Source organism: Fibrobacter sp. UBA2449 (assembly GCF_002342555.1).
Lineage (GTDB): Bacteria > Fibrobacterota > Fibrobacteria > Fibrobacterales > Fibrobacteraceae > Fibrobacter.
Genome location: NZ_DDQF01000012.1, coordinates 263,437 through 288,991, shown reverse-complemented (window position 1 = coordinate 288,991; position 25,555 = coordinate 263,437). Strand labels below are relative to the sequence as shown.

General features: G+C 53.0%; 23 protein-coding genes. 13 read left to right on the top strand and 10 right to left on the bottom strand.

Annotated elements, in window-relative coordinates:
* The 5 genes from B4B27_RS08880 to rhuM all read left to right on the top strand — a co-directional run.
* On the top strand, positions 1-209 hold a 209-nt coding region (locus B4B27_RS08880), incomplete at its 5' end, for an Acyl-CoA dehydrogenase C-terminal domain-containing protein (protein ID WP_290725765.1).
* Between the two features lie 238 nt (positions 210-447).
* Entirely contained in the window at positions 448-879 is a 432-nt protein-coding gene (locus B4B27_RS08875) for a hypothetical protein (protein WP_290725763.1), read from the top strand.
* A gap of 23 nt (positions 880-902) precedes the next feature.
* Positions 903-2,657 carry a hypothetical protein gene (locus tag B4B27_RS08870; RefSeq protein ID WP_290725761.1) on the top strand — a complete coding sequence of 585 codons (1,755 nt, stop codon included), beginning with the start codon at positions 903-905 and terminating at the stop codon, positions 2,655-2,657.
* The gene (locus tag B4B27_RS08865; RefSeq protein ID WP_290725759.1) at positions 2,635-3,534 is read left to right on the top strand and encodes a hypothetical protein; all 900 of its coding nucleotides are present in this window, start codon (positions 2,635-2,637) and stop codon (positions 3,532-3,534) included. The genes B4B27_RS08870 and B4B27_RS08865 overlap by 23 nt, the downstream gene beginning before the upstream one ends.
* 129 nt (positions 3,535-3,663) lie before the next feature.
* Positions 3,664-4,542, top strand: a complete 879-nt coding sequence (gene rhuM / locus B4B27_RS08860; protein ID WP_290725757.1) for a virulence RhuM family protein — start codon at positions 3,664-3,666, stop codon at positions 4,540-4,542.
* A 163-nt stretch (positions 4,543-4,705) separates the two neighbouring features.
* Here the strand turns inward: rhuM and B4B27_RS08855 are convergent, their stop codons facing one another.
* Complete coding sequence (locus tag B4B27_RS08855; protein ID WP_290725755.1) at positions 4,706-5,872, bottom strand: hypothetical protein; 1,167 nt, start codon at positions 5,870-5,872, stop codon at positions 4,706-4,708.
* A gap of 109 nt (positions 5,873-5,981) precedes the next feature.
* The gene (locus B4B27_RS08850; protein ID WP_290725753.1) at positions 5,982-6,122 is read right to left on the bottom strand and encodes a hypothetical protein; all 141 of its coding nucleotides are present in this window, start codon (positions 6,120-6,122) and stop codon (positions 5,982-5,984) included.
* A 16-nt stretch (positions 6,123-6,138) separates the two neighbouring features.
* Here B4B27_RS08850 and B4B27_RS08845 point away from each other — a divergent pair, with 16 nt between their 5' ends.
* On the top strand, positions 6,139-6,663 hold the full coding sequence (locus B4B27_RS08845) for an acyl-CoA dehydrogenase family protein (RefSeq protein ID WP_290725751.1): 525 nt from the start codon (positions 6,139-6,141) through the stop codon (positions 6,661-6,663).
* A 435-nt stretch (positions 6,664-7,098) separates the two neighbouring features.
* Complete coding sequence (locus B4B27_RS08840; RefSeq protein WP_173366288.1) at positions 7,099-7,383, top strand: type II toxin-antitoxin system RelB/DinJ family antitoxin; 285 nt, start codon at positions 7,099-7,101, stop codon at positions 7,381-7,383.
* Positions 7,384-7,707: 324 nt separating this feature from the next.
* Here B4B27_RS08840 and leuS read toward each other — a convergent pair whose 3' ends face one another.
* Complete coding sequence (gene leuS, locus B4B27_RS08835) at positions 7,708-10,395, bottom strand: leucine--tRNA ligase (RefSeq protein ID WP_290725749.1); 2,688 nt, start codon at positions 10,393-10,395, stop codon at positions 7,708-7,710.
* Between the two features lie 114 nt (positions 10,396-10,509).
* Between leuS and B4B27_RS08830 the strand changes: the two genes are divergently transcribed.
* Both B4B27_RS08830 and B4B27_RS08825 read left to right on the top strand, forming a co-directional pair.
* A complete protein-coding gene (locus B4B27_RS08830; RefSeq protein ID WP_290725747.1) occupies positions 10,510-11,538 on the top strand; it encodes a porin family protein in 1,029 nt (342 codons plus the stop codon).
* Positions 11,539-11,707: 169 nt separating this feature from the next.
* Complete coding sequence (locus B4B27_RS08825; protein WP_173380959.1) at positions 11,708-12,535, top strand: outer membrane beta-barrel protein; 828 nt, start codon at positions 11,708-11,710, stop codon at positions 12,533-12,535.
* Here the strand turns inward: B4B27_RS08825 and B4B27_RS08820 are convergent.
* From B4B27_RS08820 to B4B27_RS08795, 6 genes are read right to left on the bottom strand one after another with little or no spacing between them, the layout of a single operon-like run.
* The gene (locus tag B4B27_RS08820; RefSeq protein WP_290725746.1) at positions 12,532-15,546 is read right to left on the bottom strand and encodes a fused MFS/spermidine synthase; all 3,015 of its coding nucleotides are present in this window, start codon (positions 15,544-15,546) and stop codon (positions 12,532-12,534) included. The two genes, B4B27_RS08825 and B4B27_RS08820, sit on opposite strands and share 4 nt — an antisense overlap.
* 15 nt (positions 15,547-15,561) lie before the next feature.
* Positions 15,562-16,176, bottom strand: a complete 615-nt coding sequence (locus B4B27_RS08815) for a hypothetical protein (RefSeq protein ID WP_173380961.1) — start codon at positions 16,174-16,176, stop codon at positions 15,562-15,564.
* 51 nt (positions 16,177-16,227) lie between these two features.
* Positions 16,228-16,593, bottom strand: coding sequence for a P-II family nitrogen regulator (locus B4B27_RS08810; protein ID WP_173366393.1), 366 nt, complete (start codon positions 16,591-16,593; stop codon positions 16,228-16,230).
* Positions 16,590-17,015 carry a hypothetical protein gene (locus tag B4B27_RS08805; protein WP_290725743.1) on the bottom strand — a complete coding sequence of 142 codons (426 nt, stop codon included), beginning with the start codon at positions 17,013-17,015 and terminating at the stop codon, positions 16,590-16,592. The genes B4B27_RS08810 and B4B27_RS08805 overlap by 4 nt, the downstream gene beginning before the upstream one ends.
* Before the next feature lie 8 nt (positions 17,016-17,023).
* Positions 17,024-18,556: a DUF1538 domain-containing protein gene (locus B4B27_RS08800; protein ID WP_290725740.1), complete on the bottom strand. Its 1,533-nt coding sequence runs from the start codon at positions 18,554-18,556 to the stop codon at positions 17,024-17,026.
* Positions 18,556-19,800: an FKBP-type peptidyl-prolyl cis-trans isomerase gene (locus B4B27_RS08795; RefSeq protein ID WP_290725737.1), complete on the bottom strand. Its 1,245-nt coding sequence runs from the start codon at positions 19,798-19,800 to the stop codon at positions 18,556-18,558. The genes B4B27_RS08800 and B4B27_RS08795 overlap by 1 nt, the downstream gene beginning before the upstream one ends.
* Before the next feature lie 77 nt (positions 19,801-19,877).
* Here B4B27_RS08795 and B4B27_RS08790 point away from each other — a divergent pair, with 77 nt between their 5' ends.
* Together B4B27_RS08790 and B4B27_RS08785 are read left to right on the top strand one after the other, a co-directional pair.
* Complete coding sequence (locus tag B4B27_RS08790; protein WP_290725734.1) at positions 19,878-20,444, top strand: hypothetical protein; 567 nt, start codon at positions 19,878-19,880, stop codon at positions 20,442-20,444.
* The gene (locus B4B27_RS08785) at positions 20,437-22,632 is read left to right on the top strand and encodes a PorV/PorQ family protein (RefSeq protein ID WP_290725731.1); all 2,196 of its coding nucleotides are present in this window, start codon (positions 20,437-20,439) and stop codon (positions 22,630-22,632) included. Before B4B27_RS08790 ends, B4B27_RS08785 begins: the two co-directional genes overlap by 8 nt.
* A gap of 15 nt (positions 22,633-22,647) precedes the next feature.
* Here the strand turns inward: B4B27_RS08785 and rsmG are convergent, their stop codons facing one another.
* Positions 22,648-23,433: a 16S rRNA (guanine(527)-N(7))-methyltransferase RsmG gene (rsmG, locus tag B4B27_RS08780; protein WP_173380966.1), complete on the bottom strand. Its 786-nt coding sequence runs from the start codon at positions 23,431-23,433 to the stop codon at positions 22,648-22,650.
* Positions 23,434-23,528: 95 nt separating this feature from the next.
* On the opposite strand from rsmG, the gene B4B27_RS08775 reads away from it, so the two are divergent.
* A complete protein-coding gene (locus B4B27_RS08775) occupies positions 23,529-24,929 on the top strand; it encodes a hypothetical protein (protein WP_290725729.1) in 1,401 nt (466 codons plus the stop codon).
* A 227-nt stretch (positions 24,930-25,156) separates the two neighbouring features.
* The gene (locus B4B27_RS08770) at positions 25,157-25,549 is read left to right on the top strand and encodes a hypothetical protein (protein WP_290725727.1); all 393 of its coding nucleotides are present in this window, start codon (positions 25,157-25,159) and stop codon (positions 25,547-25,549) included.
* Positions 25,550-25,555: the final 6 nt, after the last annotated feature.

The window sequence follows — 25,555 nt, the reverse complement described above, 5'->3', positions numbered from 1 at the left end:
TCACCGACCTCTGCAGCCGTCACTTGTACGAACTCGCTGCCAACTGCGTGATGAGCCAGCTGCTCCTCCGCGATGCCACCAAGGCACCCGAACTGTTTGAAAAGAGCATGAAGGTGTACCTGAACCTCGCCGAAGCCGAAGTCGCGAAGCACTACAACTTCGTGAAGAGCTTGGATGTGGAAGCGATGGAGAACTACAAGCAGGCGTAAGCTGTTAACATGTCATTGCGAGGGACTCCAGTCCTGAAGCAATCCATAAAATTAAAGAACCTCGGTGATGAACCGAGGTTCTTGTTTATAAAAAACGCCAGCAACGAGTTTATTTTTTTGAGTAGATCACATCTTTTGATAAACCGTTTTTAACACCAAAAAACAGGAAGGCTCGGATATACATCTTTACCTTTTTTATATTTCCATTGTAAATGGCATAATATACAGGAACGATAATATGAAAAAAAAGTTACTTTTAATCGTCCTCTCCACATCACTTTTTTGTGGATGTGGATTCGTTGAATCTGGAGATTTCAAGAACCAGATTAGTTGCAAGAGCGATTCCATTGTAAACAATCCAACGGAATTTGAATTAGACTGTGACAGAAAATTTTTTCGGATATATTCACCGGATTCAAAAACAGAAATTATGAAGTACTTTGTATCCGATTGCAATGAAGACGGCAATTTCACATCCGCCCAATTGTACATTAATTCAAGCGACAAAAACATAAACCTGCTAATTGACGATGACAATTTTCTTCTTGTGAATGGCAACGTATTCTGTGATGAGGTGGATGATTGTGAAAAAGCCTGCAAAGCCAATGATGTTCTAAAAAAAGTAAAAAATGTCAATGAAAATCTTGATTTCATTCGTAATTCCATTTAATCCTTTTTTACAGGGTGTGAGAAATGATGTCTAGGGCATTTTTTGTATTTCTAACAGCTAGCGTTCTAGCGTTTGCTCAATACAACCAAGAAAAAGACATTCAGATGTTGAACTATGTTGGCTCTCTATCAGAAAGAATAAAAGATAGCCGCAAAAATCCTTATGAGCTCCACCTGCTTCGAGACGAAATTATGAACGACGTCGATGTTCTTGGTATCAAGCCAATAACAAAACATCTTCTTGAAAAATATCAAAAAAACATTGTAGAATTTACGCTTCTATCTAGACAAGAAGAGCGCATGCAATTTATTATTGACAACAAAAAAGCGGAGGCCATAAATCAATCTATTCCTGATCCCCAGGCATTGATTGGACTCGCTTTATCAAATCCGAACCCGTACCTTCTAGTTGCCAATGTCGGAACAATGATAGCACGCTCCATTTCTAGTTACAAGTCTGCCATGGCAAGTGCAGAAATGGAAGAGTTAAAGATGAAATGGGAGCTTGAAGACAAACGCTACAAAGTCTTTGAAAAGCAAAGTCTAGAAGCCTGGGCCTACAGAGTCGATGTAACCAATGAGTCAGACATTTCAAAATCCCTTAATGAAAAGGTTATTCAAAATTTTTTCAAGATTACAAAAGACGACAAGAAAGGACGCCTTTTGGAAGAGCTTGAGAATTCCGAAACAGCCGCTCTTTACACAGGCGCACACTATCAGCCCTATTATTTAGCCTTAGCAGAGGCTTACTATTCAAATGGCAATTGGGAGAAATGTGTTCAGGCTTATAAAGAATACGAAAAAAATCCTGTACGACTTTTTACAATTGATCACAGCGCGGCAAAAGTACTACTTAAAGTTATAGATGCAGGCACAAAATACCTGCCGGACGAGGAAAAAATCGCTTTTATTAAAGACTACAACAATAAACTAATAAAAGAATCTTCAAAAGACGAATGGGAACTCCGATATTTTGCAGGATTAAATTACATGAACCTAGTAAGTCTTGATGTTACAAATCGAAAAATTCATTTAAAAGAAGCGTTTAAAATTTTTAGAAGTAACATCGCGGAACTTTCTTCTCGCCAAGACAGTTTACTTGCAAAATTTATTTTGCCCATTGACAAAAACATTCCTAATGACCTATCAGACGAAAAGAAAAAAATCCAAAAAAAATTATTTAAAATCGAAGAAAAAGAACGTAAATACAAGACTCTTCCCTTGGACAAGGCTTTGTTAACTAATATGGAAATGGCTTTTGCCATTGCCAAGCTGGACAAATCTTTAATGAACGAATGGAACGAGTATATACTTAAACGTTTATTAGAAACATCATTAACCAATATGCATTTGAGGAAAAAATATGGTCTGAAGATAGCTAATTTTAACGAAGTAACTTTTAACGGGAAAGAACTTGAACTTCCTATTTCATTTGTTTCCGACAGCATAAAAATTGATTTAATAGTAACATATGATAGTGGGAAAAAATATACGTTCTCTAATGTAAAGCGCAAATCAATTACGGTAAATCGCCCTGATGACGACGATCTCTTTTATGATCAAAGCAAAAATGAATTCATTGATCAATTGCGAGATTTTAAAGTCATTTTAAATTTGGACATAAATCCCTATGGTATTGATTTTGACAAAGTTCCATCAGTTGAATTTTCTATGACTGCACATGATGAAGAAATTAGAATTCTCTTGGTTAAGAAAAAAGGAGAATTTAAAATTCCTTTAATAGGAAAAAACATCTATGTCGTCAATACGAAGCAATAAAATCATTCTTGTAATTTTACTTATTGCGCTGAACGCATTTTCATATAGTAGAAAAGAGCACGACCAAAATGTCGCTCGATTTTTATTAGGCAGTAAAGAAGCCGTAAGTAATGATGTTATAAAGAAATTAAATATCGCTTCCTATCTTTGTCTAGATTATTTCATTGACGATGAAGATGAAAATGCCAATGACAAAAGCAAGCGCGCCTCAGCCGAAAAAATGCTACGAGACATAGGGGCATCCGTCAATATTGATGACATAAAAATGCCTTCTGGCCAGCATCAAAAATACACGCACCTTGGATGGGATGACGATATCGGGGAGATGAAGTTTTACAAAGGACAAGAAAAATATGATAGAACCCGTCAACTAAGACGCGAAATATTAACAGAAACTGTTCAAGACGTTTTCTCAATCGACAATAATCACGGAGCTCTAGATTTTTCTAAACTCATTTATTACATCCACATCATCGGCGACCACGAAGGAGACAAGCCCTCCTCATCCTATGATAGAATCCCCCTTGTCCCTTGGGAAGACACTCCAAACGAGACTTTCACAATTTTTTCAGAACTTGAAGAAATTTTGAAACACCTGTATGAACTCCAGGAAAACCCTTCCCAGGAATTAACCCTACATTATAACGCTTTAAACAATTTTTTAGCGAAAAACGGCACAGAAAAACTATGCCGTAAAAATTGCAATAAAACCTATCTAGACCATTCCTGCGATGTCCATTTTTACCCATGGCAAGATGACAACATTCGCGTCAACATTTATTGTTTTTCCGCAGAACTTTCTGATATGCTTGCAGAACATCTTCCCAAATTTTTGAGAAATATTGATTTTTTCAAGAGAATCTTGTACAACAATTAGCTTAAAATTTTCAAAAAACCGGGAGGTATTTTTACCCCAACTGTCATAATATGACACCCAAAGAATATATATTTGAACTACAGAAAAAAGACCCGCAATTTCAAGCATGTTTGCGGGCAGGAGCATAAGATGAGTAAAGATGTGCAGCCTGTTGCAGGCAAAAATGAGATTGTCGTGTACCAGCCGGAGGGCGGAGAATTTCATATCGAAGTCCGTGTTGAAAATGAGACCGTATGGCTCACGCAGGCGCAGATGGCAGAATTGTTCAACAGCACGCGAAACAATATCACCCTCCATATCAAGAATATTTTCCAAGAACACGAATTGGACGCCAATTCAGTATGTAAGGAATCCTTACTAACTGCAAATGACGGGAAAAAGTACAAAACGAAGATTTACAATCTTGATGTTATCATTTCAGTCGGCTATCGCGTAAAGTCTATTCAAGGAACACGTTTCCGTCAATGGGCAAATCAAGTACTTAAAGAGCATTTGCTAAGGGGTTGCAGCATCAACCAACGGCTGATATCTCACGAAAACAAGCTGGAGAACCATGATTCCCGCATAATCAATCTCGAAAAGCAAGTGGATTTTTTCGTGAAGACGAACTTGCCGCCAAGCGAAGGTTTGTTGCCTGCACATGCGCACTGGAGCGGCTACGAATTCGCAGTGCAGTTGGTGCGTTCCGCAAAAAAGGAAATCGTCATCATTGACCCGTATGCCAACGACATGGTTCTTTCGCTTATGGCAAAACGCGCCAAGGGTGTGAATGCGACGATCTATTCCGCTAGAATCACTCACGCTATGAGAGAGGAAGAGGCACGGCTGAATCGGCAATTTCCGACGGTCCACTTGGAGAACATGCGCGAAGTCCACGACCGTTTCGTCATCGTCGATGACGTAGTTTATCATGTAGGGGCGTCGTTCAAGGATTTAGGTAATCAAATGACGGCATTTTCAGTACTGAACTTCGTCACCAAGGAGCAGGTACTTGCGATGGTGAAATAGAAAGCTGCATTTTACCACTTCGGGGTCTTAGGGGTTTGACCCCTAGGAGAGAGGGTAGCGGAAGACCCGGCCCTTCGGCGGTTCGGCAGGCTCACTGACCTTTGGGATTTTGGCCGGGGCTGAAGCGAGGGGGACACTTCCCCCATTCAAGCACTATTTAAAATCAGTCCGGTTTTTCTTGATCCAGAATGCACCAGACTTTCCAGCTTGCATACACGTCCTTTTGCGGGCGGCACAGCCTGACAAAGGACGCAGTGCCCAGATTGCGTTTGATGCACGCTTTCGATTCGTTGTGGTATTTGATATACCCGCTGCAGGATTCACTTGCGCTCAGGTCGGAGGCAGGAGAATATCCCCGTTCCGTGCATGTATCGTTTTCAAAGATCCATGTATTTTCGCCGTCTGTAATTTTCACATTGTACTTCTCGATGTACAGTGTATCGGCGTAGTCGGAATTGGGATCGTCGCCGACAAATGTTACCAGGGCATCGTCCGCAAACATGCTCTTCGGCCAGCCGCTATGGGATTCGACAACCGGCGCAACATAGCTTGGATTCTTGACAGTCCATTCGGACACCGTAGAATCCGTCAGCTGCACAAGCTTTAGCTCATCTTCAAATTCCCTGTAATAATAGACGTCATCGCCGACCTTGATTTTTGCCAGGTAGGCATCCTTGGAGTTACGGCAACCGTCCCAGACATAGTCGGAGCATTCGTACAAATCGGCATATAGCAGCGAATCATCCTGAACAATGACGACCCTTTCCAAATAGGCCGACGTAGACATGAATCCGCCACCGTACTCCCCGTTCGGTTCATCTATGATATAGCAGTATCCTTCATAGTCTCTCGGATATACCCAGCGGATATTTTTCGCGTTTTCACCATACGATGCATAGTACGATTCATCAATCGGTTCATACTTGTACGTTTCTTGCTTTGCGCCCGTATCAACAGGTACAAAGTCGTACACGTCCGGTTTTACGCCCGTGGTATCGAAAGGCAGCTTGTCGTAGCGCGGCACCTTGGAACTTTCGGAAGAGGAACTTTCAGGGGCGGCCGTTGCAGAACTGGTCGCCTGTTCCTGCGATGCGGAACTCGTCTGTGCCTCCTGGGACGAAGAACTTGCAGCGGGATCCGTCGCCGAGGAGCCAGCCACATTTTCCGACGAAGAGCTTTCTGTTCCCGATGACGAAACGATCGAGTCATCCCCCGACGAACTTTCCACCGCAACAACTTCTTCCTGTTCCGGAGCCTGTGACGAAGTTGATTCATCGCAAGCGGCAAACAGGCACGCCGCAATGCCCGCCATCAAAAATTTTTTCACCATTCTATCCTCCTATTTCAGTTTACATACAAAATATACAAAAGGTTGCCCTTTCGCGGGCAACCCATTATAAATTGACGGTTCATTTTTCAGAGCAAGCGGCATGTTCCCATCAGCTTTTGGAGGTCTTGACGCTGTCGTTTTGTAGCTTAAGAATGATGTCGCCGGAATCCGGGTCCATCATCATGTCGAAGCTAGAACGAATGGTAAACTTGTAGCCCGCGACGTCATAGCATATGTCCAGCGAATGCACTCCACTCGCCAAGGGCATGAACTCCGAATACGCCAACCTGAACGCCTACGACAGCATCCAGGTTCACGGCGGTTCCGGCTACATGCTCGAATACGCTTGCCAGCGCCTCTACCGCGATGCACGCATCACCTCCATTTACGAAGGCACGACGCAGTTGCAGACGGTTGCCGCCCTCCCGCACATCAACACCGGCACCTACAGCCAGATGCTCGAGGAACTGGAAGCGGGCGAAGTGGCCGCCGAATACGAGAGCCTCAAGGCCCGCGCTAAGGCTATGGACGCGAAGTTCAACGAAGCCATCGAAACTGTGAAGGCAGCGAACAACAACGAGTTCACCGACCTCTGCAGCCGCCACCTCTACGAACTCGCCGCCAACTGCGTGATGAGCCAGCTCCTCCTCCGCGACGCCACCAAGTCGCCTGAACTGTTCGACAAGAGCGTGAAGGTGTACCTGAACCTCGCCGAAGCCGAAGTCGCGAAGCACTACAACTTCGTGAAGAGCTTGAGCGTGGAAGCGATGGAGAGCTATAAGCAGGCATAAGCTGCTTCTTCGTCATTGCGAGGGGCGCCAGTCCCGAAGCAATCCATAAAGAAATTGCCCCGGCTCTAACGAGTCGGGGTTTTCTTTTTTCAAAAAACAGCCTATGTCATATTATGACATCCCCTCGTTTATATATTTATAGGGAGCGAGGTTCTATGCTGGTAACTTTCCTTATCGTGCTAGGCCTCCAGCTACTTGCAGCTTTGCTGTTTAGTAGCTATGGTCCCCTTTGGGGACATATCGGCTCTTTTCGGGGCTGGTGACGCAGGGGACGCCTGCGCCATTACCTTGCTGCTGAAAGTGCTGCCAATACTCATTTTCGTGGGGATTTTCGCGTCTTTAATGTTCTGTAGCGGGTAAAAACGGATAAAACTTAATACACTGTATTACTCTTTTACTAACTTTTATATAAATTTTAGTAAAAAGGAGCATTTTATGGGAACCACAATGAATACAATCAGCGCAAGAATCGATTCAAAGCTCAAAACGCAAGCCGAAACCCTGTTCGACCAGCTCGGGATGAACATGTCCACGGCAATTACCGTTTTCTTGAAGCAGGTCGTCCGTCTCCGCAAGATCCCTTTCGAGATTGCCCTTGACACTCCCAACGACGAGACTATCGCCGCCATAGCCGAAGCAAACGAAATCGCGTCAGGAAAACGCAAGGCCAAATCCTACAAGAACGCAAACGCAATGATTAAGGACATTCTCGACAAGTAAAGAATTTCGGGCAATGCGCTCATATTGACGCTGACGCGAACAGGTTCGCACAGCGATTTGTTCAAGAAATAGGAAGAAGGCGCAGGAGACGCCTGCGCCATTACCCTGTTGTTGAAGGTTCTTCCGTTCCTGATTTTCGTGGGGATTGCTGAGTCGCTTATGTTTTGCGGAGGGTGAAAAAAAAGACCGCAGCGGTTAGGCTACGGTCTGAATTTTTATGGATCCTATCGCGTCCTCACGGACGCTCCAGGATGACATTCGGGTCTGGATCCTTCGACTTCGCCCTTACGGGCTCCGCTCAGGATGACGCGACCCTTGGTCGCGTCACTTGACCACGATATTCACGAGCTTGCCCGGCACCACGATAGATTTCACGACGGTCTTGCCAGCCATAAACTCCTTCACGCGGTCGTTGTCCATGGCGAGCTTTTCGAGGGCGGCCTTGTCCATGTCCTTCGCGACAGATGCCTTCGCGCGGACCTTGCCGTTCACCTGGAACACGACTTCCACGGTGTTTTCCACAGCCTTGGAGTGGTCGGCGACCGGCCAGGCGACGTTCGTGAGGGATTCGTTGTGGCCGAGGATGCTCCACATTTCTTCGGCGATATGCGGGGCAAACGGGTGCAAGAGCTTGACGAAGGTTTCACACGGTTCGCGGTAGCGCTTGTCCATCTTCATCATTTCGTTGTTGAAGATCATCAGCTGGCTAATCGCGGTGTTGAAGCTCATGTTCTCGATGTCGCTCGTGACCTTGATGACGGCCTGGTGCATCACCTTCTCGATGGCTTCCGGAGCGGTTTCATCCACAAAGACCGGAGCTTCATCGCTGTCACCCACCACGGAGCGCCAGGCGCGGCCGAGGAAGCGGTTCATGCCTTCGATGCCCTTGGTCTGCCACGGCTTCACGGCGTCGAGCGGGCCCATGAACATTTCGTACAAACGAAGGCTGTCGGCACCGTAATCACGGACAACGTCATCCGGGTTCACCACGTTCTTGAGGGACTTACTCATCTTCGCCACGATCTGCTTGAGCTCGATGTCAGTGCCCTTCTTGAAGAACTTGCCGTTCTTTTCTTCGACTTCGTCAGTCGGGACCTTGGAGCCCGCGGCATCTTCGTAAGCGAAGGCGAGAATCATGCCCTGGTTGAAGAGTTTCTGGAACGGTTCGTCGGTAGAGACGAGGCCGAGATCGAACAAAACCTTGTGCCAGAAGCGGCTGTAGAGCAGGTGGAGCACGGCGTGTTCGGCACCGCCCACGTAGAGGTCGACCGGCATCCAGTACTTTTCAAGTTCCTTAGCGACGAAGGCGTCACCGTTGCAGGCGTCGATGTAGCGCAGGTAATACCAGCAGCTGCCTGCCCACTGCGGCATGGTGTTCGTCTCGCGGATACCCTTGCGACCGTTCTTGTCGGTCACCCGGAGCCATTCGGTGGCGTTTGCGAGCGGGGACTGTCCGCCGTCACCCGGCTTGTAGTCCTTGAGTTCCGGCAACAGCACCGGAAGTTCGGCATCGTCCACAGTAGAGATTTCGCCATCTTCCCAGTGGATAATCGGGAACGGTTCGCCCCAGTAGCGCTGGCGGCTGAAGAGCCAGTCGCGGAGCTTGTAGTTCACGGTGGCCTTACCAATCTTGTTCGCTTCGAGCCATTCGATGACCTTCGCGATGCCCTGCTTCTTGTTGAGGCCGTTCAGGCAAAGCGTGTCGTTCTGGCTGTTGATGTAGGTGCCGTCGGCAGCCCAGCAGGCGTCCCCTGCGAGAACCTTCGGGCGTACGTCTTCGGGGCAGCTTGCATCGGGTTCCATGATGCAGATAACCGGCAGGTTAAACTTCTTCGCGAAATCGAAGTCGCGGGTATCGTGAGCGGGCACGGCCATGATAGCGCCGGTGCCGTAGCCAGTCAAAACGTAGTCAGCGACCCACACCGGAATCTTCGTGCCGGTGAGCGGGTTCACGGCGTAGCTACCGGTAAACACGCCGGTCTTTTCCTTGGCGAGTTCCGTACGGTCGAGGTCGCTCTTCAAGGCGGCGGCGTGCACGTATTCTTCCACGGCGGCCTTCTGTTCGGCGGTCGTGAGTTCCGGCACCATCGCATGTTCCGGAGCCACAACCATGTAGGTTGCACCGAACAGCGTATCGCAACGGGTGGTATAGACGCGGAGCTTCTTTTCAGTCGGCTTGCCTTCAGCATCGGCGATGGCAAAGTCCACTTCGGCACCGTAGCTCTTGCCGATCCAGTTCTTCTGCATGTCCTTCACGCCCTGCGGCCAGTCGAGCTTGTCGAGGCCCTTCAGCAGGCGGTCGCCATACAGCGGGATGCGCATGAGCCACTGCTTGAGGTTACGGCGTTCGACTTCCTTGGTGCCGCACTTTTCGTGAGAACCGTCGTTCAAGACTTCTTCGTTCGCGCAAACAATCTTGCAGTGCTTGCACCACCACACCTGAGCGTCGGCGTAGTAAGCGAGGCGCTTGGAATCCTTGTATTTGCGGACTTCAGCAACACCCTTGGCTTCGACATCGGCAGGAATCGGGAGTTCTTCGATGGGGCGGCCCTTCTGCTGGTCTTCATCGAACCAGGTGCCGTAAAGGCGCTTGAAAATCCACTGCGTCCACTTGTAATACTTCGGGTCGGTGGTGTTGACTTCCTTGTTCCAGTCGTAAGAGAGACCGAGGCGCTTGATCTGGCGGCGGAAATTGTCACAGTTCTTCTTGGTGGTAATGGCCGGGTGCGTACCGGTCTGGATGGCGTACTGTTCGGCAGGGAGGCCGAAAGCGTCCCAACCCATCGGGTGCAACACATTGAAACCGCGGCTGCGCTTGTAGCGGCAGATGATGTCTGTTGCGGTGTAGCCTTCGGGGTGGCCCACATGGAGACCTGCGCCACTCGGGTACGGGAACATGTCCAGGCAGTAATACTTGGGCTTGGACTTATCGGTGCCCGTCTTGAAAGTCTGATGTTCTTCCCAGTAGGCTTGCCACTTGGTTTCGATCTCTTGCGGATTATACTTTGCCATGATTTATGTCCTTAATTTTTTCAGCGGGAAATCTAGAAAAAAAACAATCTTTTACAACAGAGAATTTTCAGGAAGCCCTTTCATACCGGCACCTATTTTTTTAAATTTGGGGCCATGAAGTTGTTCAGGGCATCCATCGTCATCGTTTTTCTGGGATTTTTCTGTTCCTTTGCCGCCGCTCAGGAATATGAAGCCGAGGTCGATTCCGCGTGGATTGCCTCGCAGAATGGTGGCAGCACCGAAATGAACGACGGGAACGACGAGCAAGCGCCTTCCTGCATCGGGGACGGATGCGGTGAAGCGGTCAGCGAAGCACCCGTTACGGACGCCAACGCAGAACCCAGCACAGAACCCGAGCCTCAGCAGCCAAAGGCCGTCGCCCAAAACGACGACGAGGAAGAAGACTGCACCCCCGCCGATTCCCTGCTTCCCGAATGCAAGGACAACACCACCACAAGCGACGATGACGACGAGGACGACGACACCTACGACCGCTACATCAACGAGAATTCCGACATCTCCCGCGCAAGCCGCGAAGGCTTCACCAAGGCTATCGAACTGGGATTCCGCCTTGGAGCGGGCATCAACAAGTCCTTCGGTCACAACGCCGAAGACTGGAACCTGGGTATCGAAGTGACCGGCGGCCTGATTGCGCAGATGAACATCGGCAACGGCGGTCTATCCTCCGTCGTAGAACTGGATTTCAGCTACCGCCGCTACAACTACGAAGCCGAATTCGTCTACGACGACTACAGCGAAAGCGACGAAGCCACCATCAGCATCGCACTCTTCGAAATACCCGTCATCCTGCGCTACGCCATCAACGAGGGCAACTTCTTCGTGGGGCTCGGCTTCGACCTCGGGCTCAAGCTCACCGACGTCTCCACGTTCAAGCAAACAATCGATACCAAGAAGGGCATCGAGGAAGAGGATCCCCACGACAACACGCTTCCCGCCGCCCTTCTCGAACTTGGCGGTATCGTGGACCTGGGCTACTTCATCGCAAGAAACGTCACCGTCGACGTGAGGTTCCTGCAGAACTTCACGAACCTCCTGAACGAAGACGTCATCGCCGAAACGAGCATGCTGAAGACCACGCTTTACGGCCTGCACGTGACCGTCGGCGTCTCCTTCCTCCTCTAGCAAAACTTGAAACAAAAAGCCCCAAAAAGGAGCCATTTTCATGGTTTCTACGGGCCTTTCCTAGTAAAAAAAAGTTTGCCAGAGTCTTTTTCGCGAAAACATTTTTATTTTACACGAAAGATTTATCAGGTTAACCTAGGTTCAACTTCGTATTTATTATTATTCTAGCATGCAATCGAAAGTCCTCCCCTTCCTGGTTTCCGCCCTGCTGCTCTCTTCGGCATCTGCATTTGCAGTCGATTTCGACGAATTCGACGACTCCTCCGAATCAACATCCAGCAGCGGTTCCGGAAACGAGACCTACGACGGTTCCACTGCAAGCGAATTCGCGGGCGACGAAGATTACGCCGCCGAATATGCGCAATACCGCAAGGAGAAGACTTCCAAGGCCGAAATCAACCGCCAGCGTACCGAAGGCTTTGCGCGCGCCATCCTGTTGGGTGTCCGCGGAAGCGCCGGCATCAACACGTTCTTCGGCGGCGAGACCGAAGGCTGGACTATCGGCTACCAGGGTGCAGCAGGCCTCATGGTCCAGATGCCGCTCGGGGTCAAGAACCTGAGCATGGTGCCCGAACTGGTCTTCAACTACCGGCATTACAAATACGCCATCGACACCGATTTCGGCGACAACGATGCAAGCCTCGACATCATGCTCTTCGAAATCCCGCTCATCGTGCGCTACACCTTTGTCGACTACAACATTTTCGTCGGCCTCGGCCTGAACCTCGGCCTTGCGCTCACCTCCTCTTCCGAATTCAACCAGAACATGGATTCGGGCGATGACACCAGGCGCGATAACACCATCAAGACCAACAGCTTTGAAATTGGCGGGACCGCAGATTTCGGATACATGCTTACGCGCTGGGTCCACCTCAACCTCCGCGTGACGCAAGGGTTCACGAACCTTCTCAACGCAACCATCAACGCCGAGCGCACCTTCGAAAACTCGAACTTCCTCACGTTCTACGTGACCGCGGGCGCAAGCTTCATGTTCTAGCGGCTGACCTGCCGTTTCAGCGCCGCACGGCGCAGCTTCACGATTTCACGTTCGATCAGGAACTTTTCCACCGGGAAGAAGCTTTCATGTTCCTTGATGGCATCGACGTAGATGGCGTTCGCAAGTTCAGACTCTCCCGCAAGCATCGCGATGAGCAGCGCATTGCGCAGGAAGAACTCGTCCATCGCCTTCATCTCGTACTTCTCGTAGAAGTCCGCAACGAGGCGGGCCGCAGTCTGGTAATCCTTGGTGCGGGCGCATTCCATGATGTTGAACTCGTCGACAAACGATGACGGGAAGGCACCCTCGTTCACGAGCGTGCGGACCTTCACGTAGACCTCGTTCGTATCGCGGGCTTCCAGCGGGACCCCACGGATCCACTCGATATAGTCGACACGGAACTTGACCCACAGAGGTGAAGATTCCGCAGCGGCCGGCAGTGCAGGCATGGCCGAGAGCGTCGAGACGGAATCGGGCTCGCTGTGCGTAAATCCCCTCGCGGAATCGAGTTTCGCCTGCACGTCGTCGAGGTAGGCGTTCAGCGCGAGCTGCTTGTAAGGGTCAACCGCATTCTGCATCATCTGCTTCACGCGGGCGGGGCGGCGTAGCGCGTTCTCCGCGGAATCGAGGTATTCGGGCCAGCACACTTCGCAGCTGTCGAACACCTGCACGATATGCGCCTGCGAATGTACGAAGCGGGCTTCCTCCGCCTTGTTGTCGACCATCGGCGTAAAGATGCTGTTCGGCGCGACGCCGTCCATGAGCGACTGCACCATCTTGGAAGTGAACAGGAAGTTCTGTTCGCCGAAGAATTCCGGGTCGCGGTGGATGCGCTCGAATTCCTTCACGAGCGTGGAGTCGGTGCTGAAGCGCGAAATCGCCTTCTGGTAAACGGGCTCGTCGCTTGCGATAATGATGATGTCGGGTTCTTCCGGCGCCTTGTACAGGCTCACGTACGGGAACGCGACATCGAGCGCCTTCAATATGTTCAGGAACAGCTGGTCGTTGAACTCGTAGGTCTGTATCCACTGCACCCACAGGCCACCCGGCTTGATGTAACGGCGCATCTTGGTGTAGAACTCGTGACTGAAGAGGCTAGCCACGCCGGAGACCCACGGGTTGGAGGGCACGCTGATCATGAGGTCGTACTTGCGGCGGTTCGTGAGGAAGAACGTCTGCGCATCGTCGATGTAGATATGGATGCGCGGGTCATCGTAACCGCGGGAGTTCCACGGGTAGAATCCCTTCGCGAGGTCCATCATCTCCTGCTCGATTTCCACGCAGTCGAAATCCTTCAGGAGCGGGTCGGCAAGCAGGTAGTGTGCGCCCATGCCGCTTCCGAAGCCGACCATCGCGGCATCGTAGGGCTTATCCTTCACGGCCATGGGCATGAACGCGGTCGCGGCCTGGGTCAGTTCGTCACCCTCGATGGGGCGCGAGCGGTCCTTGCCGAGGCTCGCATCCGCCTTGCCGTTCGTCTTGATGTAGTAGTGCACGTTGGATTCGTGAAAACTGATGGTCGCCGTCTTGCCGTCGCGTACGATAATCTTCTCGTCCGGATGGAGGTTCTTGTAGGCACGGAACGCGCCCGAGGTAATCAGGTGCGGGTCGAAATTCACAAAGATGGAGGGCAACACCATGAAGGCGCAAATCACGTAGAACGCGACGCTGTAGCGGAAGCGCTTGCGATAAACGACAAGCAACGCGAAGCCTATCGCGAAGTCGAGAACCGCGGCGAGCACGAGAGCGCCCTTGAGCTGCAGCAGCGGAAGCAGCAGGAGACCGCCACCCGCAGAACCGAGAATCGAGCCGACCGTATTCCAGCCGTAGACCTTCCCGATGGGAGCTTCGCTCTTGAAGGCGCGCGTGAGGATAATCGTAATGAGCGGGAGCGTCATGCCCGCAAAGAAGCTCGTGGGAACCATCCACAGCACGGAGAGCGCATACTTGAAGAGGCTCCAGCAAACGTAACCGTCATTCGTGGGGTTGAATATCTGGTTTGCCTCGTTCATCATCTCCCAGAACGGCTTGTGGAAGTAGAGCGTGCAGAGCGCAAAGAAGGCCATCAGGATTTGCGCCATCGAGAGCACGACGAGGGAATCCTTCTTCAGGAGCTTGCCCGAGACGGCACTGCCTATGGCAAGCCCGAGAATGAACGCCGAAAGCATCTGGTCGAAGCTGTGGCTCGACGACCCCATCAGGAGGCTCAGCAGGCGAATCCACACGATTTCATAGACAAACGAAGTGAGGCCGGTGATGCCCGCAATCCAGAACCACGTGGATTTCGGGGGCATCGCAAGCTTGTGTTCTGCCGCGTAGTCCTCGTTCAGGGGCTCGCGGGCAACACTTACCCCCTCGGCGGCATCGCCTGGAAGTTCATCCTCGTCATCCTCGTGGTTCGGCGACGTGGTAAACCCAATATACCCGAAAATAGCGGCAAGCAGGAAGTTTATGGACGCGGCTACACACAAGGTAACGTGATTCCCGAGAACCGGGATGAGCATGTAGCTCGTGAAAAGGATGCCAATAGCGGAACCGAAACTGTTCGTGAAGTAGAGCATCGGGAGCGAAACCTCCGCGCCGCTCTTGCGCATGAGACCCGCCGCAATGAACGGGAAGGTCATACCCACCGCAATCGCAATCGGGAGGGTCGAACCCGTGGCAAGCACAATCTTTGCTATTTCCGCGCCCGTGAACCCGAGGCCCGCCACCCATTCGCTATCGAAGAAAAACCCCGTGAGCAGGTTGTAGAGCGGGTGGTAGGCCACACCGCCAATCCCGATGGCAAGTTCCACCGCGGCATACCCGAGCAGCGGGCGCCTCACCTTCTCGACCATCTTGCCCGCGACAAAGCTGCCTATGGCAAGCCCGCCCATGTAGATGCAGAGCGTGAGCACCTGGCCGTAACTGGAATGCCCGAGAAAGAGTTTGAGGTACCGCGCCCATGAACCTTCGTATATGAGGCCAGCGAACCCGGAAAGGGCAAACAGGAAATAGATGAGGACGTTCATGGGCTCCCCCTAGAATCAGTTTTTCTCAAACGAAATTGACTTCATCGCACGCACGACGTAAGTTTCGAGGTCGGCGCCAGCAAACGAACTAGCCATGACTACAAACAGGTTGTTGTTCGCCGTGAGCATGGCTCCCACGCTCTCCCTGTAGCCTTTCACTCCAACCATGTTGATAACGCCAAATTGTTTTTCGGTGTCATAGCGAGCGGAAACGACCTTCCCGCCCTTCAGCGGATCGAACGTGTTGAACGAATAGTCGCTGTCCCATTGCAGGAAGTATTTCACGAAGGCTTCCGCATTCGCCATCGGGGGCGGGTTGAACGTGGAATCCTTGTCCAAGAAAGATGCAGGCATGCCGCGGTAGTTCAGCGTGACGCCGTGCTGCTGCAGGGACACCTTGAACACCCTCTGTTCCATGGAAAAGGCCTCGAAGCGATAGCCCCACTCCTGATAATAGCCGAAGTTGAACGGGATGTCGATTTCCACGGCTTCGGGCACCGGCGATTTCACGTAGTAATCTCCCAGCCAGAAATGCTTGCGGATGGAAACCGCATTCGGATTCGCACAGCCGAGCATCATGAGGGACGCAAAGGCAAGCAGGCCCAAGACAAACTTTTTATACAACTTCATAATGTACTCCTCGCCAATCCGGCATAAAAAACTTCTACGGACAAATAATAACTAATCCGCTTTCTTTTCCGCGGCCTTGTCGCCTTCCTTCGGTTCCGTTTTCCACGGCGTAAGACCGACGACATTTTCCACGGGTATCGAAAAAGCAATACCCTGCCCCATCGTGTCGAGGCCCGCCTTCTGGTAGAGGGCGTGGAGCACGGCATCCTTGATTTTTGCATCCACGAGAATCATCACGATTTCCTTTTCGGGCTGGATGGCGATGTGGAAAAACGATTCCGCCTCCTTGTTCGCCGTACCGCGCGCATTCAGGATTGTGCCTCCGCGCGCGCCGGCATCCTTCGCCGCTTCCATCACGGTCTCCGAGAAACCGTTATTCACAATGCACAGGATAACTTCGTGGTTGAATCCGCTCATTTTTCGTTCCTCCGTACCGCATCGCGGTTGTCGCTCAGGAAGTTGAAGATGGACTTGCCGATGATGCTCGACATCGGGATGGTGTAGGCAATCCCCTTGCCCCCCGCAATCGTTTTGAATTTTTCGGCGAGGCTGTCGAGGGCCGCGCGCAGGTGGTTTTCGCCGATAACGCTGAAAATGACAGCGCGTTCGGAATCCGCGAGGCCCATCGCCGTCGCAATTTCGCGCGGGGCGGTACCATGGCCGAACACGACCATCTGCATGTTCACCCCGAAGGACTGGATATGGTCCATGTAGAAGTCCGCCTTCGCACGGTTCACGATGGTAACGAGAATCTTGAGACGATTCATGGATACACGCGAACGTCCATCCGCCTTCCCGTAAAACCTTCTCGCGATTCCTGTTCTCTTGGATTCTGCCATATTCCAACCTACACAAAATCTATAATCTGCTCGTCGTCGGCGTCCTGGATGCGGCGCATCATCATGCGGTTCTTCAGCTTGTTTGTCGCGATAGCCTTGAAACCAAGCACCTGGATTGTGATGAGCGGGGTCATCGCGACCATGGCCACAATGCCAAACGCATAGCTCAACACGGACTGTCCGCCATCGTGAATCACGGAGCACGCTCCGATAGAAAGCGGAAGGATAAAGCTCGACGTAAGCGGACCGCTCGCGACGCCGCCCGAGTCAAAGGCAATGGCCGTATAAAGCTTGGGCACAAAGAACGAAAGCGCAAGCGAGATAAAGTAACCGGGAATGAGGTAGTAGATTATCGGGAAGCCTACAATGATGCGGATCATCGAAAGTCCGATGGAAAGTCCGACACCTACCGAAAGCGCGACGAGCATGGAACGCTTGCTCACGAGGCCACCGGTAATATCCTCGACCTGCTTGTTGAGCACGTGGACAGCGGGTTCCGCAAGCACGACCACCATGCCGATTACAAATCCGGATGCGACCAGCGCACGAGGCAACTTCGCAAGCTCCATTCCGAGTTCAAAACCGATGGGCATGAACCCGACCGTCACCGCCGTAAGGAAGACGACGAGACCGACAAACGTGTAACCGATGCCGAAAGCGATTTGCATGAGTTTCGATTTCGAAAGCCTAAGCGCCACGGACTGCAGAACCATGAAGAATCCGACAATGAGTCCAAGCGCCACGAGAACTTCCTTGGCGACTGCCGCAAGCGCCGGGACAAAGTTTTCGCCGAGGTTCGCATCGATGGAATAGCTTGCCGGAGAGAGCTGGTACGTGAGGTCGCCCTTCGAAAAAAGCACAAGGCCCATGAGTGCGATGATGGGGCCGATGGAGCAGAGGGCGATTAGGCCGAAGCTGTTCTCGTTCGCATTCTTGCCGCCGATGGCGCCGGCGACGCCCACGCCGAGCGCCATGATGAACGGCACCGTGATGGGGCCGGTCGTCACGCCGCCGGAATCGAAGGCGAGCGGCACGAACTGCTCCTTGCCGAAGGTAAGCATCAGCATTCCGAGCATGAACAGCACCATATAGAAAAAGATGATGATAGAAGAAAGGTCCTTGCGCCACACAATCTTCACGATGGCAAGGAGCAGGAAGAGCCCAACACCCACGCCGACCGTCACGATCAGGAGCACAGGTTCCACGGCGTTCTTCACCTGCTCGGCAAGCACGGAGAGGTCAGGTTCCGCAACCGTAATCAGCACTCCCATCACGAAGCAGACCGAAAGGAGCAGCAAAAGCTTGCGCGACTTGGTAAGGCCCGAACCCACATGTTCGCCCATCGGCGTCATGGCGAGGTCGGCGCCCAGGTTGAAAAGGCCGATTCCCACTACCAGGAACACAGCGCTCACACAAAAGACGACAAGCTCCTTGAGCGAAAAATCAACGAGCGGCGTGAACGAAAGCACAAGGACAATCAGCGTCACAGGCAATACGGACGCGAACGCTTCCTTCAGCTTTTCGAACAGGATTTTGAACATTACTCGCCCAGGTACTCCACCGCGAAAATGAGGGTCGCGCCGCCTGGAATCGGACCTGCGCCACGGCTTCCGTAACCGAGTCCGGGCGGAATCATGAGGATTCGCTTTTCACCCGGGAGCATGCCCGCCACGCCAAGGTCCCATCCGCGAATAACGCGTCCACCGCCAAGCGGGAAGGAGAAAGGCTGTTCGCGGTCGCGGGAACTATCGAACTTGTATCCGTTCGTGAGCCAGCCCGTGTAATGCACCTTCACGTTCGCACCGGCCTTGGCAGGTTCGCCTTCGCCCTGCTGGATGACCGCATAGCGGAGACCCTCGGAGCCGTTCTCGAAAGAGAGCGTCGTCGTATCGGGGAAGAAATCCATCTTGGCGGCAATCTCGGGATCGACCATCGATTCAACAAGTTCGACACGGAACACGAGCGTGGAGTTCGGCGGAATCATCGTAAACGCGGTGGCTCCATAGCCCATGGACGGACTCACACGCAGCCAGCGCACGCCGCCTTCGCGCATGCCGTCGAGGCCTATTTCCCAGCCCTTGATCATCTTGCCCGCGCCAAGCACCACCTCGAAAGGCTTGCCGAGATCCTTGGAACTTCCGAACTTGCGGCCACTCAGGAGCCAGCCCGTGTAATGCACCTTCAGGTTCGAGCCGGCCATCGCAGGCTTGCCCGTTCCGGCCTTCTCCTCAAAAATCTTGAGGCCCTTGTCCTTGTCCTGCCACTTCATCTTGTTCACGTCGGCAGGGAACACGTCGGGTTCCATGGGCTTTTCGGCAGCCACCAGTTCCACTTCGAAGTAGAGGTCGGAATAGGGAGGAATTCCTTCGAGGGAATTTTCGCCATACGCCATGGTGTAAGGAACCGTAAGCTTGCGGACTTCGCCCACCTTCATGCCGAGGAGGCCCTTGTCCCACCCAGAAATCACCTGGCCCACGCCAATCGTGAATTCGAGAGGTTCGCCGCTGGCGTATGTATCGGCAAACGGAACAGGGCCCGTCGCGGTCGGCTTTTCCGAAGCGGAATCCGCAACGGACGTGTCCTTCGGCGCCGCCTTTACCGCAGAATCCAGCTTGACCGTATCTGCCGCCACGTCTGCATAGAGAAAACCCTTGTAGTGCACCTTGATCAGTTGGCCCGCACGAATCTCGTCGCCATCGCCGGTTTTGACCACTTCCACATTGTACGGAACCGCCCAAGCCATGCACGCCAAGCCAAGAATCAGAAAAATCTTCAATTTTGACATAAAATCTCCTACCCCACAAGATAGAAAAATGCTAGTTTTTTGAAAAAAGAGAAATTGCAATATAGAACGGGAAGATTATGCTATCAGTCATCATCGTCATCGTTATCATTATCCTGTCCATCATCCTGGCAGGAATCGGCGCCTACGTGGTCATCCACAGCTCCGACGAAAAGGAAGAAGTGAAGCCGGTCATCGACGTTTCCGGCAAGTACGCCGTCGTAGTCCGTCCCGCCCGCGAATCGATTACCGCCGTGAAGCCCTCGGACAATTCCATCCGTGCCTGGCTCGAAACGCAGGAACAGCTCACCCCGGAACAGCGAGAGCAGTATCTGGAACAATGGAAGGCGAGCATCGAGGAAACTATCAAGACTATCGACGAAGGCGACCAGAACGGCACCGTCACCTACCGAATCGAACTTGGCCCCAAGGGCAAGAAATACGTGAAATTCGTCCACGAGGAGAATTTCATCACCCGCGAACAAATCCGCAACCACGCAGAAATCCTACCCCCCTACGTCCTCGGATGCGACTGCAGGCTCCTGCCCAAGCAGCCCTGGGAAAACCCCAGCAAGTCCGGATGGAAGGCGGTGGTCCCCACCCACGGAAGCACCTACGATGTCCCGGACTGGAGGCAACTTGTTTAATTCCCTAAGACCCGCACTATTCGTCTTTTTCGTAGCGCCCGCAATAGCCCTTGCGGCCGGTTCTGCCATCATCACGCTCGAAATGCCCGTCGGCGCACGCCAGCTGGGCATGGGCGAAGTGGGAGCAGCCCTCGCCGACGACGCGTCGGCCATGTACTACAACCCCGCAGGACTTGCGTTCGGCCCCCTTTCCGACGAATGGAAGGTCTCGTATCCGGCAGATGCCAAGACGACCCCGCACTTCACCAACATGGCCAGCCGTTCCAAGAACGGGTTCTTCTCCAAGAGCGAACTCTGGGCCGGCACCGTGAACGGGATTCTCAAGTTCGACGGCGAACAGTGGATCAACTACCACACCGTCACGCTCCAGGGCAACGCGAAGGTGAAAGACGCCGTGCGCGTATTCGCGGGCACCGAACGCGGACTCGACGAATACACCCGCCAGGTCAAGAAATTCAACGACATCAAGAACGCCGACGACGAATCGCACGTCGTGGAAGTGAAGATTCCCTGGGACCTCGTCGTGAAGGATACGATTACTGCCATCCTCTACGAGAGCCGCACCGAAAAGCTCTGGGTGGGCACCCCGAAGGCGCTCTACCGCTTCGACGGCAAGGCCTGGAAGAGCTACGAGAGCGAACTCGGTTCCCACCGCATCACTGCGCTCGAAAACCAGGGAGCCTCGCTCTGGATTGGCACCGACAACGGACTTTTCCTCTACCGTAACGGCCAGTTCGAACAGAAGGGCAAGGTGCTCCCGAGCCAAAAGATCAACGACCTCGTGTGGTCGGAAAGCCGCAAGGAACTTTTCGTCGCAGTCGACGGAGCGGGCATCGCAAGGCTCGTTCCCAAGAAGAGCGTAAACGACAAGGACCGCTGGAGCCTCTTCAACGAAGAGGACGGCATCATGGACTTGCACCCGACCGCACTCGCCGTCGACAGTTCCGCCCATGTATGGGCTGCGCATAACGGGGGGCTAAGCCACTTCAACCTGCGCAAGTGGGAACAGGTGAAATTCGAAGGGAACGTGGTGAACGACATCTCCGTCGACCAGAAGGGACACATCTGGATTGCTACCGACAAGGGCGTGTGGCGCCACCTGCCGGACTACGCGACCGCAAGCGGACGCAAGGCCGAACTTGAACGCGGAGTCGCCGAACAGGAAGGCAGCGTCAAGAAGGACGACGAGTGGCTCCACTTCCATTCCGGCAACGGCCTTTCCACGAACAAGGTCTGGAAGGTCCTGCCGCAGGGCGGAGACGTCTGGTTCAGCACAGCAAACGGCATGGAACTCTACAAGGACGCCGACTACCAGCTTGTCGCCTTCTACGAAAAGCTTTTGCCCGTCCTCAACATTCCCGACCTCTACCACCTCTTCGGGGGCATGACCATTCCCATTGCGGAATGGGGAACGCTCGGGTTCTTCGTGAATTTCGTGAGCTTCGGTTCGACAGTCGTTTCCGGCGATGTCGACATGGACGACCTCGTAGCCTACAACAGTTCCGAAATCGTCGGCGGCGTAAGCTATGGCACGCGATTCCCGAACAACTGGGGCCTGGGCCTCAGCATCAAGTTATTCTATTCCGACCTGAGTTCCGGAGCGGGCGCTGGCGAAGAAGAAGCGACCACCTTCGGCTATGCATTCGACATCGGCGTACTCAAGAAAGACTTATTCATAGACAAACTAAATTTCGCGCTTGTCCTTGCGAATATCGGTCCGAGCGTCTACTATGTGGACAAGACCATCGAAGACCCGATTCCCCTGACTTGGCGCCTCGGCCTTTCGTACGAAATCCTTTCGCTTGCCGACTACAAGCTCACTATCGCGGCGGACTACAACCGCGAAGTCGTCTACGACGACGACAAGGGAAACCCGGAACCGTTCTACATCAGCTGCTGGAAATCCATCGGGCATCCCGAACGCGGAGGCCACGGATTCGAAGCGTTCAAGAACTCGCTCATGCAGGGCGTCTTCAACGTCGGTTCCGAATTCATCTACTCGAACACCATCGCACTCCGCCTCGGCTATCTCTACGACCAGACCGGTAAGCGTAACGAGATGGACTTCGGTTTCGGCCTCATGATTTCGGACATGCTGCAGTTCGACTTCGCGACCATCATGGACGTGGGCGACAACGACGGCGTGCGCGACGGACAGATGCGCTTCGGCATGCTGTTCAAGTTCTAGGCAGATATTTACGCTTTATTCCACGCGCTCGAGAATCACGAGTGCGCGGTCCTGCGTGCTGTTCGGGATAGTGTAGAAGTGCTTCGCAATTAGCTTGTAGCCGAAATCTTCGGGGTGGAAAACCTTCAGCTCGTCGGCGACACCCGGACCCTTCATAAAATACACGCGGCCACCGACCTTGAGCGAATTCGCGAGGCGAGGCAGCGTCTTTTCCATCCATTCGAATGCGCGGCTGATGACTCCGTCGACCGGGATAGTCATGCTCCGGCTCGTCACCTTGTGGCCGAACACGTCGATACCCCTGAGGCCCATCTTCTCGATGACCATGTTGAGGAAGTTGATGCGGTTCGGACGCGGCTCGCAGAGCGTAAGACGGATATGCGGATTCACGAGCTTGAGCGGGATTCCGGGGAATCCGGCTCCGCTGCCGACATCGATCATGCGGGCGGGCCACTCGGGAACATAGGCGTTGATGAGCGTGCAGTCGGCGTAGTGGCGCTCCACCATCGTCTCGAACGCGTTGAGGCGCGTCAAATCCTGGTCGTCGTTGTTTGCACGCAGCAGCTGATGGAACTCCCAAAATTGCGCAAGCGTCCCGGGTTCGAGTTCAACGCCGTAGTAATGCAACAGCTTGTCGAGGCCTTCCAGCGAAGGCTTTACGCGCTTCCCGTTAAACAGCGGAAAGTCGGTGCGCGGGGCCTTGAGGTGCGGGACGAAATCGCGCCCGGCGGAGCTCCCTGCACGGGCGGGAGTGCGGCCGGACCACTTCTTTGGATTCTTATGCCAGGAATCGCTTGCCATGGCCCAAATTTAAAAACATAAACGCAGCCTCTAAAAAAAAACGGGCAAAACGGCACATTTTGGCCGCGAAATCGTTTTTATAGGTAGAGGCAAACATGAAAGCAAAAAAAGAGCGGTGCGGAACCGCAAACAGAACCCTGGCAAAGGCCATCGCGATGCTTTGGGCCATTCTCCCGCCCGCGCCCCATTCCGCAGGGCTGTCCGAAGCGCAAATATTCGAATGGTGGGACGACGGGACCATCGAGGCGGAGGAGGCGAACGAGATGCTTTCTCTGCTCGACGAGGGCAACGCACAGGAGGCATGCGCACTCGCCGAAATCTATGTGAGCGAGCCCTGCGAGATGAAGGCCGCCAGCAGGAAGCGCACCCCGAAGGCGCAAAAAAAATACGGAGGGCACCTTGCGGCAAAAATGAGGTTCGATTCCGCAGGCCACGTCGATACCCACCGCGAGGAATTCCTCTTCAACCTCCACAGGCTAACGCTGCGGCTCGGCACGCAGGAGCTGCTCACTTACAAAAACAAGCATGGAGAGGCGCACTTCGGGCAGATTTCCACACGAGAACTCAAGAGCGCCATACCCACCGACACACTCTGGGGAACCGCACTCGCCTACTCCTTCGGCACGCCGAGCCGCGGCACATTTGACCTCGGCGGGCTCATCGACACTTCCGGAACCTCGCGGGCACATGTCGGATACACACACGGCAAGGCGTTCGCGGCAGGGGCGTCGCTATGGAAAACCGCAGACACGTATTCCGTCATGGCGCAGGCCGGCTTCCCCTTCGGGCAAGTCGCATACTGGCAGCTATTCGGAGCAGGCGCCCCGCTCATAAAATACCAGCTACACAGCAGGGATTCATCGTCCGTCTCCTGGCGCACCACCGGCTACATCCACGGTGACAGCGTTCCCGCGTCCACTCGCCTGAGCGCAAGCATCCTCAAGAACCAATTCTGGACAACGCAGAACCTCACGTTCCGCGCCAAGGAATTTTTCGACACGCGGGTCTCGGCGAGCGTCCGCATCCTATCGCCGCTTCACTCCGACAGCATTTCGGGAAGGCTCGCGCTGGATATCGAAAGCGGGCCGCCAACTATCCGCGGCGGCGCCAAGATTACCTGCCGCGAAGCCTCGGAAGATTGCAGACAAACTATTTATCAAGGAACATTACAGTCCGCATTCGACTTCGGCACGTTCAGGGCTACATTCACAGGCAGCGCACGAACGCAGCACGACCGCGCAGAAGCGACATGGAAACGGCCGCGCCTCGAAATCGGCGCCACCGTTTCCGAAAACCTCCCCGGCAAGCGTGAAAACCTGTTCAGACTCTCGCTCGTGGCCCCCGACTCGCACCCTCTCGACAACACGCAAATCCGGAGCGAGACGCGCCTGTCCGGCGACTTCCTGGAGTTCACCCTCATCGCCACCTTCAAGAAAACCGGCGGAGGGGAAATCCGACCCACGCATGCGCAAATTTCTTCAAAAATCCTGTTCTAACCCGCCCGTAACCAGCCCGTAGCCACCGTGTACACCCCGAAATTCGGCGATTTTCGCCTAAAAAAGCCACTTTTGGGGATTTGCCATGTTCACGGCCGTAAACAAGAAACCTACGTTTTTTATCGACACGGGGCCCGAAAATAGGTATCTTATAAGTACCCAAACACTCCCTGACCCCTTTAGGTTACCTCCTTTACCTGAAGGGGTCGTTTTTTTATCTTTACGGCATGATTATCGCGACCATCATCGGGGCAGTTTTCTTTCTGCCGTCCATCGCACTGAACGTGGCACTCGCGTTCGGCGCACCGCTCGGCATGTACGCCATGAACGGCCGCAACAAGGTGGTGCCCAAGGAAGTGCGCAAGGCGTTCATCGTCCCCATCTGCATGCAGCTTGTCGCGATGTTCGTGCTGCTCAGCGCGGGCCGCATCATTCCCGAAATTATCCCGTTCATGATTACGCGCATCCTTGCGTTCTTCTTCGCGGTCTACCTCACGTTCTATGCCGCCACGGTGCTCTTCAGCACGAGCCACAAGGAAAAGACCGTCATGGGGCTTTTCGCCATCGTCGCGACAGTCTGCTTCTGGATAACCGCGTTCGGGACGCTCAACTGGGACTAGCAAGAG